Raw genomic sequence first — 13541 nt, 5'->3', positions numbered from 1 at the left:
TTTGTTATTCAGCGACTTCAGACGCCCATTCGTTGCCACGGAACCAGTAGTCGTGACGTTCTTTCAGCCAGCCAGTGTTGGTCTTGGCGGTGATCCAGCTGTTGAAGAAGGCCAGAGCATCGGGATCGCCCTTGCGGATGGCAAAGCCTTCACCGCCGGCCTGGAAGGCCTGATTGAACGGCACGCTCAGCACGTCGGGGTTCAGGCGTGCTTCGGTTGACGGGGTGGGTTCGGACGACATGGTGGCGTGGGCATTGCCGTTCAGCACCTCCTGCGTTGCCGCACCATCTTCGTCAAACAGCAGCAATTCGGCTTCGGGGAACATATCCGCAATCACCGCCGCCGGGGTTGCGCCACGGCGGGCGGCGAAGGTCACGTCGGGGCTGTTGTAATCCTCAAGCGTGAAGCCTTCGGTCATCGCCGTATTGGCCAGAATGGTCATGCCGGAATACGCGTAAGGAACGGTGAAGTTGACCGTCAGATTGCGCTGAGGCGTGATCGTCATGCCGCTGATGATGGTGTCGAAATTGCCCGAAACCAGCGCCGGGATGATCCCGTCCCACGAGGTTGGCACAAACTCGACCTCAACGCCCATGTCTTCGGCCAGCTGACGGCCCACATCCAGTTCAAAGCCAATCAGTTCACCGTTCAGGTCGCGCATGGACCACGGTTTGAACAGCGACAGGCCAATCTTGATGACGCCCCGTTCCTTGATCGTTTCAATGACGCTTTCGCTGGCAACCTGCTGCGCGGTGCTTTGTGCGAAGGCGGGAAGGCCGGCGGTGGTGGCCAGCGCAAGGCCCAGAGCGGCGCCCATAAATCGTCTTGTGATGTTCATTTTCGAACTCCCTGTTCTGAAGAATGCGCGACATGTGTTGCGCGGGTTATGTGTCAACAGCGTACCGTCTTTCGACAAACGACACACCGATCGAAAGGATCAGCGTCACAACCATGTAGACTGCTGCAATCGTGAACCAAATTTCAAAGCTCATATACGTGTCCGAAATGATGTTGCGGCCAATCGTGGTCAGCTCGGCCACGGCGATCACGCTGACAATCGCAGAGGATTTCACCATGTGCACCGCTTCGCCCGTCATCGGGGGCAACATGAAGCGCACCGATTGCGGCAGGATGATGTAGCGATAGGCCTGCGCCTTGGACATGCCGATCGAGGTCGCCGCTTCCCATTGGCCTTTTGGCACCGCATTGATCCCGGCGCGGAAAATCTCGGAAATCAGAACGGCGTGAAACACCGCAAGGCACAGGATACTGGCCCAGTAGCGGTCAAAGCCAAAGATCGGGCCAAGCACGTAATAAAAGACATAAAGCAACACCAGCAGGGGGATGTTGCGCACCAGTTCCAGAAACCCGACGGCCACCGCCGTGCACACCACCAGCCCCGACAGCCGCAACAACGCGGTGAGCAGACCAAGAAGGACAGCCAGCGCAAAGGCCGTGGCCGACAGAGTCAGCGTTTTGACAAGGCCCGTGCTGATCTCACCCCACTGAAAGCCGTCATCGGTGACCGTGTAGAAGTATTGCGGGATGCGATACCATTGCCAGTTGTACCCCATCGCCTGCGCACCGCTGTAGGCGAGAAAGACAATCCCCCCGACGATCACCGAATAAAGCACAATCGAAAAAACAAGCGAGTCGATCACGCGCGCCAAAGGCTGGCGCTGGGGAAGCGGGCGCCCCTTGGGAACAAAACTGGTGTCCGACGCGGTCATCTAATGGTCCAGGATCTGGTCAAGGAACGCGCGGCACCGCGCGCTGGCCGGATTGGTAAAGAACCTCTCAGGCGGGGCAGTTTCAACAATTTCGCCGCCATCCATGAACACCATCGTGTCCGCAACCTTGCGCGCAAAGCCCATTTCATGGGTCACAACCACCATCGTCATGCCGGTGTCCGCAAGCTCGACCATCACATCAAGCACTTCGTTGATCATCTCGGGATCCAGCGCGGATGTCGGCTCATCAAACAGCATGATGCGGCTTTCCATGCACAGCGACCGGGCAATCGCCACGCGCTGCTGCTGCCCGCCTGACAGCGCGGCCGGGTATTTGTCGGCCTGTTCGGGAATGCGCACACGCTCAAGATACTTGCGCGCGGTGGCTTCGGCCTCTGATGGGGACACCTTGCGCACCTTGATGGGGCCAATGGTCAGGTTTTCCAGCACCGTCAGATGCGGGAACAGATTGAACTGCTGAAAGACCATCCCGACTTCCTGACGCAAGCGATAAATCTCCTTGGAATCCTCGTACACTTCGACACCGTCGACCGTCAGAACACCCGAATTGTGAAACTCCAGCCCGTTGATACAGCGGATCAATGTCGACTTGCCCGATCCCGACGGGCCACAGACCACCATACGTTCGCCTTCGCGGACGCTGATCGAGATGTCCTTCAACGCGTGAAAATCGCCGTAGAACTTGTCGACATGGTCAAAGGTAATGATTGCCGCATCACCCGACATGCAATACTGCCATGCGTTGATCTTTCCCCGAGGTTACGCCTAACAAACCAATGTAGTCCTTGTGAACGCAAGGAAAATATTTGTTTTTCGACGGCGCTTTGGGCCTTGTTTGACGATCTGCTGCATGTCGTGCCACTTTCACGGGCATCGCAGAGTTGATGTTCCGCGCAGTCTGCGGTGTTGTGGCCCGATCCCCCAACGACCGGAGCGTCGAGATGAGTGCCAACAGCCGTATTACCGTGACATTCGATCTGGACCTGCCCGGCAAACATGTGGGCGACGCACGAGTGCCGTGGTCGGACAACACCAATCCATTGGGGTACCATCCCATTCCCATCATCTCGATCAAGGGCGGGGACGGGCCCACGCTGTTGCTGACGGGCGGCACGCATGGCGATGAATTCGAAGGCCCGTCCGCCATCATGCGGCTGGTGCAGGCGATTGACCCGTCTGCGCTGCGGGGGCGGGTGATCGCGATTCCAGCGCTTAATATGCCGGCTTTGCGTGTATCCGCGCGGGTGTCGCCGCTGGACGGGATGAACCTCAACCGGGCGTTTCCGGGGGATGCCAATGGCGGGCCGACCGCGATGATTGCGCAGTTCCTTGAAACCGCCATCCTGCCAATGTGCGACGCTGCGGTTGACCTGCATTCCGGGGGCAAGGCGTCGGTCTTTCAGCCCTGCACCTTGCCGACAGATACCACCGATCCCGATTTGGCGGCGCGAAACATGGCCCTGGCCAAGGTGTTCGGGCTGCCGCTGATCTGGCGGCTGGGGAAACATAACGACAACCGATCGGTCAATTCCGCTGCCGAACGCGCCGGGGTGCCGATGATTGCCACGGAACTGGGGGGCGGGGGCGGCGTTGATCCGCAGATCACCGATCAGACCGAAATCGGTCTGTACAACATCCTGAAACATCTGGGCATGATCGACGGGGAGGTCTCACTGTCGCCGACCCCGCGGGTGGTTGAGATCAAAAGCCCGGCCGCGTCGCTATATGCCACATCCGAGGGCGTGTTTGATCGCGCCTTGTCGAAGGGGCAGACCGTGTCTGCAGGCGACAGCGCGGGCTGGTTTCATCACGTGACAGAACCGGAACGACCGTCGCAAAAGCTGTATGTCCCACAGGACGGAATCATCCTGGCGCACACCAATCGCGGCTTCGTCACGCGGGGCGAGATGCTGTTGCTGGTGGTGCAAGACGTGGATCAGGCCTTGTAATAGCCCACCACGTCCCCTTCAGTTGTTGCACCAAGACCGTTCAATAACCGATTGGAATAATTGAAATATGCGCAAACCTGATTGACCTCTAATATCTCGCCGTCATCACACCCGGCGATCTTCAGCGCCTCGAAATCCGACTTGACCATCTTGCCCACATCCACGGTGAGTTTTGCCACGTATCGCAGCAATGCCAGGTCCTTGCCGTCAAACTCATCCTCGGGCCGGTGTGCCTTGAGCGCGATAAAGATCCGGTCCGACCGCGGCTGATCTTTCAACAGGTTGCGGACATTCATGAAGTGATGAGTCAGCGAATAGGTACAGTCGTTCAGGATCGACGTGTAGCTGGCGACCACTTCCAGAAACCAGAACGGCAGTTTGTTGTCTTCTGAATGCAAAACGGACCGATACAGCGCGACATGCCCGTGCATGGTTTCCGGGCGCAGCGAATGAACCCGCATTACCGTATCCACGGTGCCGTGTGGGGTGCGAGCCTGATCCAGAAGCTCTTTCAAGCGCGGAGAGGCATCCTCATCCGCGATCATGTCGATCCAGGCTGTCATACGAAGGCTCCTCGGGTGCGGTGTCTGTTGGCCGAACCTTAGGTCAGTTCAGGACGGGTCAACATCAGAAAATGACCGCATCCCGGTCTGCGCCATCGCGATGCTCAGTTCGTCGCCGAGCACCGACCACATTTGCCGCAGGCCTGCTTCGCCACCTGCGGCCATGGCAAATTGCAGGATGCGTCCGAAAAAGCAGAAATCGGCCCCGTTCAGCAGCGTTTTCAACGCGTCTTCACCGGACCGCAATCCGCTGTCGAAAAACAACGGATAGGCGTCACCAACGGCGGCGCGGATGTCCTGCAAGGCGTCAATCGGTGCGGGTGCGCTTTCCAATTGTCGTGCCCCGTGGCTTGACACCTGAATGGCATCGACCCCTCGCGCTTTCAGCTCGACCGCATCTTCGGCGTCCAGAACACCTTTGACCACCAGCTTTCCCGGCCACATGTCGCGCATCCGGGCAAGGGTGTCCCAATCCGCCTTGGCGCGGCTTTCGGTGCGGTCAAACGCGTATCCCGGCATCTCGAAATTTGCCATCTGGGGTTTGCCTTTGAACAGCGTGTTAAGCGACCATCGCGGATGCAGGGCAAAGTCCACGAACTGCCGGGGCCCGATCCTGAACGGCATTTTGAACCCATGTCGCAATTCCCGGGGACGGCGGCCAACCTCGGGCACGTCCACCGTCATCACCAGCGTGTCATACCCGGCCTGTCGCGCGCGTTCGACCAGTTTGAATGTGCCGGTGCCATCGCCGCTGAAATAGATCTGGAACCACGCATGGCCCTGCGCAACCTCGATGATCGTTTCCAACGGGGTAGAGGCCACGGTCGACACCCCGTGGGGGATTTTGAACTCTGCCGCCAGCCGCGCCAGCATCAGGTCCGCGCCCGGGCAGGACAGGTTGCACATGCCCATCGGGGCAATGCCAAAGGGCCGATCCACTGGTGCGCCAAACAGGGTTGTCGCCAACGACCGATTGCTGACATCGCGCAAGATGCGGGGCCGCAGGGTCAGCGCATCAAGGGCCGCCCGATTGCGCGCAGCCCCGGTTTCGCGGCCGGCGGCGCCATCTATGTAATCGAACACCATCCAGGGCAGCCGCCGCTGTGCAAGACGACGGGCGTCCTCTGCGGAATGGATCTGGGCGGCGGACATGGATCAGGCGCTCCGGGCTGTTGCAGGGCTGGTGTCAGCGCGTCAGTCGGCGTCGCGGTGGATATGCACGGCGCAGGGGGCGTGACGCACAACGCGCGCTGCGGTCGATCCCAGAAAGAAATCGCTCAGGCCCGGTTTGTGCGATCCGATCACGATACAATCGAAATCATGCGCCTTGGCATAATCGATAATGGTCCGTGCGGAATGCCCTGTGACCATCACCGGGGTCACGCCGTCGATGCCCTCCAGCTTTTGCGCCATGCTGGTTTTCGCGTGGTCAAATCCGGCTTTCACCACCTCTTCATCTAGGTATGCCTTCACCGATCCCTGCGGCGCTTCGTAGACGTGCAGTGCAACGATCTCTGCGCCGTCATTGGCCAGAACCCGTGCGATCTCAAGCGTTTGCGGCGAAATCCCGTGGTCAAGCGCCATGGGAACAAGGATTTTCTTATACATGTCGTGTCTCCTAATCTGCGCAGATCCGTTTCAGGTCCATGGCTCCAGAACGATTTTGGGTGTTGCAACCCGTCCCGCGCGCAAGTCGCGGAACGCGTTTGCACCCTCTGCAAGGCGGCGGGTTTCGATCCAGTTCAGCGTTCCAAGCGTGCCGTCGAAAATGGCCTGCGCGGTGTCACGGAAATCTTGCGCGGTATATGTGTAGGTGCCGATAAACGTGATCTCTTGCAGTGTCATGCGCCGCACATCCAGACCGCCAAGGTCGTCCCCCAATCCGACATGGGCAATCACCCCGCCGGGCAGCGCCTGTGCCGAGGCCATGGCCCGCGTTGCGGCATAGCCCACCGCGTCGATCACCAGCGGGAATGCCGCGTCGGTTCGGGTCACAACCGTCTCACCACAGGTGTCCGCCAGAAACGCACGCCGCGCGTCATTGGGTTCCACAAGCGTCACGTCCGGCACACCCATCGCCTTGAGCGCCAGTGACGCCGCCAATCCAATCGCCCCGCCGCCGATGACCAGAGCCTTGCGCTCCATCCCGGGATGAAGCGCGTCAAGCGCAAGCCGCGCGGCGTGCCAGCTGACCGCCAAAGGTTCGGCCAGCGCGGCATGTGTCAGCGACACGGTTTCCGGAACCTCGACCAGATTGGTCTCTGGCATCGAGACAAACTGCGCAAACGCGCCCTGGCGCGGCATCATCGAGATGATCTGCCGGTCGGGGCACAGGTTTTCGCGCTGATTGCTACAGGCGGGACAGGCCCCACATGTGACCAGCGGATTCACAGTGACCCGTTTGCCCGCAAGGGGTCCGGCCTCGATCACACCAGCGGCTTCGTGACCAAGGATCAACGGGGCAGGGCGGCGATCATCATGCCCCAGATAGGCGTGCATGTCTGACCCGCAAATCCCCACCGCATCAATGCGGATCACGTGTTCACCGGGCTGCGGTTCCGGATCCGGCATGTCGCGATAGGTGAGGGTCTCAACCCCGTCATACACCAAGGCCTTCATTTCGCGGTAAACCCCCCGTCCACCATCAGAACCTGACCGGTGACGTAAGATGACGCGTCCGAACACAGAAACAGCAACGGTCCGTCCATGTCGTCCATCCGACCGTTGCGCTGAATGCAGGTCTGCGCCGCATTGCGGGCCGCGCGATCCGGGTCCGAAAACACGGCCTCGGTCAGTTCGGTCGGGAAAAACCCCGGTCCAATGGCGTTGGCGTTGATGCCATCGCGCGACCATGCTTCGGCCATGGCACGGGTCAGTTGGCCGATCCCGGCCTTGGTTGCGCCATAGGCAATTCCGCCGGGAAACGCGCGGGTGGTCTGCAGGGACGCAAAGTTGACGATCCGGCCCCAGCTTTTGGCTTTCATGGCCGGAACCAGCGCCTGAGACAGGAAAAACGGCGCTGACAGGTTCAGGGCAAGCGTTGTGTCCCAGCCTTCGGGCGTCACATCGTCGGCGGCTTCGCGCGTGTTGATCCCGGCGGCGTGGACCACGATATCGGGGGATCCGAACGGCGCGGTCAAAGCCGCCGTGAGGTCATCCATCGCCGCGCGATCCGCCACATCGGCCACGACATACGCTGCGGCCTCGCCAATTTCCGTGCACAGATCGGCCAGCGCATCTCTGCGCCGGGCGACGCCAACCACCTTCGCCCCTGCCGCCGCCAGTGTCACCGCCGCGCGGCGACCAAGGCCGGAACTGGCCCCGGTGACCACGGCAACGCGCCCGGTCAGGTCAAACAATCGGGCCGTGTCAGCCATCGGCGGTCAGGTCGAAATTCACGCCTGGGAAGTACTTGGCCAGTCGAACATCAGCCGCCCGCGCGTGGCCTTCCATGCCTTCAAGCCGCGAAATCCGCGCCGTTGCTTCGGCCACCGCCCGCGACCCTTCGCGGGTGGCGCGCTGCCAGGTAACGATCTTCATGTATTTGTGCACCGACAGACCGCCGGTATAGCTGGCCGCGCCGGACGTGGGCAGAACATGGTTCGTGCCGGTTGCCTTGTCGCCATAGGACACGGTGGTTTCTTCGCCAAGGAACAGCGATCCGTAACAGGTCAGCCGGTCCAGCCACCAATCCAGATCCTCGGCCTGAACGGTCAGATGCTCGGGCGCGTAATCATCGGAACAGGCGGCCATTTCCTCGCGGTCGCTGCAAACGATCACCTCGGCATAGTCGCGCCACGCGGCGGCGGCGTTCTGGCTGTTCAGCTCGGGCAGGTCGTCGATCAGACCGGGCACCATGTCCATCACGGTCTCGGCCAGCGCGCGATCATCAGTGACCAGCCAGACAGGCGAATTGTAGCCATGCTCGGCCTGGCTCACGAGGTCCGTGGCCACGATATGCGGATCGGCGGTTTTGTCGGCTAGGATCAGGCTGTCGGTCGGTCCAGCGATCATGTCGATGCCGACGCGGCCGAACAGGATGCGCTTGGCTTCGGCGACGAACTGGTTGCCGGGGCCGACAAGGATATTGGCTTTGGGCAAACCGAACAGGCCAAAGGTCATCGCGGCCACGCCCTGCACACCGCCCATCGCCATGATCTTGTCGGCCCCGCAGATATGCGCGGCAAAGACGATGGCCGGCGCCACACCCACGCCGGGGCGGGGTGGGGAACAGGCGGTGATGTGATGACAGCCCGCAACCTTGGCGGTGGTCACCGTCATGATTGCAGACGCGATGTGGCTGTAGCGCCCGCCGGGCACGTAACAGCCCGCCGCATCCACCGGGATCGCCTTTTGCCCGGCAATCATGCCCGGCACGATCTCGACCTCGACATCCGATACCGTTGCTTTCTGCGCTTCGGCGAACCGTTTCACATTGGCATGGGCAAATTCGATATCGCGCTTGAGCTTGTCCGGCACCAAAGCACAGGCCGCTTCGATGTCTTCGGCTGTGAGCAGGACGTTGCCTTCGTATTTGTCGAACTTGGCCGCATAGTCCATCGCCGTTGCGTCGCCGCCCGCCTCGATATCCGCAAGGATTGACTTGACCGTCTCATGCACTTCGGACGCATCCGATTTGGCCGTCAGGGTCGCTTTTTTCAGGTATTCACGTGTCATGTGAGGAAGGTCCTACTTGTAGATATCAGGCAAGAGCGTGGTCGAGATCGACGGGATGTATGCGATCAGAAGCACCACGACAAACATGCAAAGCACAAAGGGAACGGCGTAGACGGCGATCTTGAGGATCGATTCTCCGGTTATTCCCGAAACGACGAAAAGGTTCAGCCCAAGGGGCGGGGTGATAAAGCCGACCCCCAAGGCGGTGATCATCATGATACAGAACTGGATCTCGTTCATGCCGATGTTCTCCGCGAGCGGCAGCAGGATCGGCGCAAGGATCACGATGTTGGGCGTTGTTTCCATCACGCAGCCTGCGGCGATCAGGATGCCGATCATCAGAAGGATCAGGATCCATGGCTCTTCGGTCAGGCTGGTCACGGAGGCCACGAACCCCTGTGGAACGCCCATGATCGCCAGCGCTTCGGCCAGCGGGGCCGAGAATGCGATGATGGGCAGGATCACCCCGTTCACCTTGGCCGAGCTGACCAGCATCGCCGGGAAATCGGCAAAGGACAGGGTGCGCAGAATGAAACCCATGATGATTGTCACAACAACCGCCGTCGCACCGGCTTCGGTTGGGGTCAGACGCCCCGAGAAGATGCCGTAAAAGATGATGCCCGGCACGATAAACGCATACCAGCCGGATTTGAGCGCGCGGACAAGGTTGCCGCCCCATTCGCCCATCGACATGTTGCCGCCGCCTTCATACTTGTAGATGCGGTTCATGATCAGGTTGGTGATCAGGATCGAAACAAGGATGGCCAATCCGGGGATCAGCGCGGCAAGAAACAGCGTGGATGCCGATATGCCCAGCACAAGGCCGATGATGATATAGGCGATCGACGGCGGGATCAGGATGCCGGTACAGGCACCCGCCGCAACCAGCGCACAGGCATAGGGGCGGGGGTAGCCGCTTTCCACAAGCCGCGCGATGGTCATCCGACCCACCGCCGCAGCCCCCGCCGCATCCGATCCCGAGATCGCCGCGAACATGCCACAGACAAGAACGGTGGCGGATCCAAAGCCGCCCTTGGCAAAGCAGGTCAGCGCTTCGGCCACGTCCAGAAACTTGCGCGATAACCCGGTTCGGACCAGAACGTCCCCCGTCAGGATGAACAGCGGCACCGCGGTCAGGGCAAAGGCGTCGATCCCGGAGAACAGCTTTTCGCCCACAAGGCTCAACGGCAGGTCGCCGGACATCAGCAGCATGGTGATGGCCGATGTGCCGATGGCGGCCCAGACCGGGACGGCCAGCGCGATCAGCACAACAAACAGGATCACCGGGGCGTAGAAATCCCAGCCCAGCTCGACTGTTTGGTTCATGGTTTGCCAAAGCATCTCTCAGGCTCCTTAATCAAACAGCTTGTCGCCTTCGTAGACGGGGGTTCCGTCACGAAGAGACCGCACATCGCGCAGCAGGGATTGGATCAAGCGCCAGATCATCAGGGTAAACCCCAACGGCACGGCCATCAGGAACCACACGTTGGAAATGCGTAACCCGTGGGTCACGGACCCGAATTTGTACGAGACGTGTACCGTCTCCAAAGACCAGAAGAGCGCGATGATCGCGACGCCGAACATGACCAGATCGCCAAAGATGTAGAGCAGCGCCTTGGTCCGGGGCCCGAGGTAATGCATCACCACATCTATCCGGATATGCGCACGTTCCTTGACCGCCGCTGCGGCCCCGACCCATGCCAGGTAGATAAAGGAATAGCGGACAATCTCTTCGCCCCAGATCGAGGAGTACGAAAAGACCTCCCGCCGCAGCACTTCGATGGCCATCGTGGCGACCAGCATCACGTAAAACACGAGAAGCAACCAACGCTCGGCATCCCGGTCAATTCGGCGCCAGACAGACATAGCGTGTCCTTTCGGTGCGCATAGATCAGGCGTCACGCGGCTCCGCGCGTTGGGTGTCTATGCTGAGAAGACATGAAAAAGCAGGCGAGCGCGGTATCCCGCGCCCGCCCGTGACGTCATGCGTCGTGGACGTAGTACTTGCCTTGCGTCCCGGCGGCTTCTTCCATTTTGGCAAACGCGTCCATGGAACCGGCCAGTTCAGTTTTGAACTCGTCCCATTCCGCACGCTGATATCCGCCCGCTTCCTTCCATTCGCCAAGCTGATCATCACTGAGCGAGTGGAACTCCACGCCGGCCTTGGCCAGCTCGGCCATGGCATAGGCGCGGGCCGACGGAACCTTGGACAGGTTCTGGTGCGCGGTCATCTCTGACCCCCACATGATGCCTTCCTGAACGTCGGCAGGCATCGAATTGAACCACTCCAGGTTACAGGAATAGACCTGGCTGTCCGGGACCGCCTGCGTGAAGGTCACGTGGCTGAGGATGTCCTTGAAACCGAACACATACAGCGCGCCCACGGACGGATCGAGCGCATCCGCCACGCCTTGCTTGATCGCGGATGGCGTTTCACCCCAGGCAACCGGTGTCGGGTTCGCGCCGACCATGCGGTAGTATTGCTGCAGCATCTTGGAGCCGGGTACGCGGAACTTCACGCCGCTCAGATCGCTTGGGCTCAGAACCGCGCCAGCGCCGCCCTTGCGTACCGCAACAACGCGCGGATCGATGTTGACATAGAACAGGGCTTTGAACCCCGCAGCCTCGACCTTCGGGTGCACTTCGGTGTTCCAGAAGTCGGAATTCACAAGGTTTGTGAAGCGCTGATTGGACCCGCAAAGATACGGCATGTTGATCAGGTCAACTGTGGATGCAAACGGTGCGAAATTGGCCAGCGAATGCTGCGCGGCCTGAATTGTGCCACCCTGAACCGCCTGAACCAGCGCACCCCCTGCGCCAAGCTGACCACCGGGGGCCAGTTTCACGTAAACCTTGCCGTTGGTTGCGTTCTGGATGTTTTCCTTGAGATCCAGTTGCATGATCGGATAGCTGCGCGACGCACCAAGCACGTAGGCGGTTGCGATCACCATGGTGTGCTCGGCAGCCTGTTCGCGCTCCCGCTCTTCGTTTGCGGATTGTGCTGCTGCTTCTGACGACCAGAGCAGACCACCCGCGCCAGCGACCACAGCTGCGGTAAAGCCACCCGTGCTCATTACTTTCAGAAAATTGCGGCGCTCGATGGACTCGAGCTCTTTGCGATCATCAGTCATTTGGTCTCCTCCCAATGGACCTTCAGCCACCGTTTTTTTTGTTCCGGTCAGCCTCTTTTCGAAGAATCGCCACGACGAACAGGATCGAAGCAGCGAACAGAACCAGCATTTCGCCAACGTCTCCCAGGAAGGCTGAATTGGACATCGCACCAAGCGCAACATTGGCGAAATAAACGACAAAGACGACAAGTGAAGCGATCAAAAACATCCCGAACCCCCGAAAGCGGATAATGATTCTGACCTCAGTGTAAGCGCTTACATTTGAATCTTGCAAGCGCTTACATTTTCGTCGCACTTCCTTACACTGATGTTCATGCTAACCTGCGAGTGACGGATTTGAACAAAAGGCCCTTGATGTCAGACATGCGATCTGTTCCGACATTGGACGATGTTGCACGCACTGCAGGTGTGTCGACAGCGACGGTGTCGCGGTGTCTGAATTCACCGGACCGGGTGGTCGAAGGCACCCGCATCCGCGTGATGAATGCCGTGGAACAGCTTGGGTATACACCCAATTTCGGCGCACGCGTGATGGCGGCAAAGCGCACCTTTACCATCGGTGCGATTATCCCGACCATGGAAAACGCGATCTTCGCGCGGGGGCTTCAGGCGTTTCAGGAAGAACTGCACACGCGGGGGTACACGCTTCTGGTGTCCAGTTCCGCCTATCAACCCAAGATCGAGGAAGAACAGATCCGCGCATTGGTGGCGCGCGGGGCGGACGGGCTGCTTTTGATCGGCCATGACCGCGACCCGGCGCTGTATCGGTACCTGCAACGTCAGGGCGTTCCGTCGCTGTCGGCCTGGGTCTATGATCCGGATAGCGATCAGCCCACCGTTGGGTTCGACAATCGCGCCTCGATGTGTGCCCTGACCGAAACGGTGACATCACTAGGCCACCGCAAGATCGCGGTGATTTCGGGTATCACCGAAGGCAATGATCGCGCGCGGGCACGGCTTGAGGGCATTCGGGACGGGTTGCGCAAGGCGGCGATCCCGCTTGAGACGCTGACCGTCATTGAAACCCCCTACGAGATCGAAAACGGCGCTGTGGCCTGCGAAACGCTGATGAAAGGGGCCGACCGGCCCACCGCGATCATGTGCGGCAATGACGTGCTGGCTGTTGGGGCAATGCGCAAGGTGCGCGAACTTGGGCTGTCTGTCCCCGACGATGTGTCGATCACCGGGTTTGACGATATCGAGCTGGCGCGCATCGTGAATCCGCCTTTGACTACCGTTCACGTCCCGCATCGTGACATGGGCAAACGCGCGGCGGCGGCGTTGATCGACATGGTAGAAAAACGCAGTTCGGGCGGTGCGATTGAATTGCAAAGCTCGCTGCGCCTGCGCGAGTCGCTCAAAGCGATCCCGCGCTGACGGCCGCCGTCGACACGTCGACCATCTCGCGTTACCACCGCGATCATTCCGTGATTTGAAAGACACCACCCGTGGCACACATCTCTGATCAAT

At 60.1% G+C, this 13541-nt stretch carries 15 protein-coding genes; 2 read left to right on the top strand and 13 right to left on the bottom strand.

Translation table 11 applies throughout. The features are described from left to right. Positions 1-4: 4 nt before the first annotated feature. From MWU54_RS02490 to MWU54_RS02480, 3 genes are read right to left on the bottom strand one after another with little or no spacing between them, the layout of a single operon-like run. The gene (locus MWU54_RS02490; protein WP_247080540.1) at positions 5-838 is read right to left on the bottom strand and encodes a transporter substrate-binding domain-containing protein; all 834 of its coding nucleotides are present in this window, start codon (positions 836-838) and stop codon (positions 5-7) included. 46 nt (positions 839-884) lie between these two features. Beyond that, positions 885-1730: an amino acid ABC transporter permease gene (locus tag MWU54_RS02485; RefSeq protein ID WP_247080538.1), complete on the bottom strand. Its 846-nt coding sequence runs from the start codon at positions 1728-1730 to the stop codon at positions 885-887. Next, positions 1731-2477, bottom strand: coding sequence for an amino acid ABC transporter ATP-binding protein (locus MWU54_RS02480; protein ID WP_247080536.1), 747 nt, complete (start codon positions 2475-2477; stop codon positions 1731-1733). 158 nt (positions 2478-2635) lie between these two features. On the opposite strand from MWU54_RS02480, the gene MWU54_RS02475 reads away from it, so the two are divergent. Further along, positions 2636-3700 carry a succinylglutamate desuccinylase/aspartoacylase family protein gene (locus MWU54_RS02475; RefSeq protein WP_247080534.1) on the top strand — a complete coding sequence of 355 codons (1065 nt, stop codon included), beginning with the start codon at positions 2636-2638 and terminating at the stop codon, positions 3698-3700. Here the strand turns inward: MWU54_RS02475 and MWU54_RS02470 are convergent. From MWU54_RS02470 to MWU54_RS02425, 10 genes are all read right to left on the bottom strand, one after another. After that, positions 3688-4263, bottom strand: coding sequence for a peroxidase-related enzyme (locus MWU54_RS02470; protein WP_247080533.1), 576 nt, complete (start codon positions 4261-4263; stop codon positions 3688-3690). The genes MWU54_RS02475 and MWU54_RS02470 overlap by 13 nt on opposite strands. A gap of 48 nt (positions 4264-4311) precedes the next feature. Next, on the bottom strand, positions 4312-5415 hold the full coding sequence (locus tag MWU54_RS02465; RefSeq protein ID WP_247080532.1) for an alpha-hydroxy acid oxidase: 1104 nt from the start codon (positions 5413-5415) through the stop codon (positions 4312-4314). A gap of 42 nt (positions 5416-5457) precedes the next feature. Next, positions 5458-5871 carry a universal stress protein gene (locus MWU54_RS02460; RefSeq protein ID WP_247080531.1) on the bottom strand — a complete coding sequence of 138 codons (414 nt, stop codon included), beginning with the start codon at positions 5869-5871 and terminating at the stop codon, positions 5458-5460. Between the two features lie 30 nt (positions 5872-5901). Beyond that, positions 5902-6882: an alcohol dehydrogenase catalytic domain-containing protein gene (locus MWU54_RS02455; protein WP_247080530.1), complete on the bottom strand. Its 981-nt coding sequence runs from the start codon at positions 6880-6882 to the stop codon at positions 5902-5904. Next, on the bottom strand, positions 6879-7640 hold the full coding sequence (locus MWU54_RS02450; protein WP_247080529.1) for an SDR family oxidoreductase: 762 nt from the start codon (positions 7638-7640) through the stop codon (positions 6879-6881). The genes MWU54_RS02455 and MWU54_RS02450 overlap by 4 nt, the downstream gene beginning before the upstream one ends. After that, positions 7633-8940, bottom strand: a complete 1308-nt coding sequence (gene hisD, locus MWU54_RS02445; RefSeq protein WP_247080528.1) for a histidinol dehydrogenase — start codon at positions 8938-8940, stop codon at positions 7633-7635. The genes MWU54_RS02450 and hisD overlap by 8 nt, the downstream gene beginning before the upstream one ends. A 12-nt stretch (positions 8941-8952) precedes the next feature. After that, a complete protein-coding gene (locus MWU54_RS02440) occupies positions 8953-10281 on the bottom strand; it encodes a TRAP transporter large permease (RefSeq protein WP_247080526.1) in 1329 nt (442 codons plus the stop codon). Between the two features lie 12 nt (positions 10282-10293). Continuing rightward, the gene (locus MWU54_RS02435) at positions 10294-10806 is read right to left on the bottom strand and encodes a TRAP transporter small permease (RefSeq protein ID WP_247080524.1); all 513 of its coding nucleotides are present in this window, start codon (positions 10804-10806) and stop codon (positions 10294-10296) included. 116 nt (positions 10807-10922) lie between these two features. Continuing rightward, positions 10923-12071 (bottom strand): TRAP transporter substrate-binding protein, encoded by a 1149-nt coding sequence (locus tag MWU54_RS02430; protein ID WP_247080522.1) that lies wholly within the window; start codon positions 12069-12071, stop codon positions 10923-10925. 22 nt (positions 12072-12093) lie between these two features. Beyond that, the gene (locus MWU54_RS02425) at positions 12094-12279 is read right to left on the bottom strand and encodes a hypothetical protein (RefSeq protein WP_247080521.1); all 186 of its coding nucleotides are present in this window, start codon (positions 12277-12279) and stop codon (positions 12094-12096) included. Between the two features lie 146 nt (positions 12280-12425). Here MWU54_RS02425 and MWU54_RS02420 point away from each other — a divergent pair, with 146 nt between their 5' ends. Further along, positions 12426-13448, top strand: coding sequence for a LacI family DNA-binding transcriptional regulator (locus tag MWU54_RS02420; protein WP_247080520.1), 1023 nt, complete (start codon positions 12426-12428; stop codon positions 13446-13448). Positions 13449-13541: the final 93 nt, after the last annotated feature.

Origin of the sequence: Marivita sp. S6314 (assembly GCF_023015985.1) — a bacterium.
Classification (GTDB): Bacteria; Pseudomonadota; Alphaproteobacteria; order Rhodobacterales; family Rhodobacteraceae; genus Marivita.
Note: the sequence above shows the minus strand (reverse complement) of the source record. Positions and strands in the feature narration are given on the sequence as shown.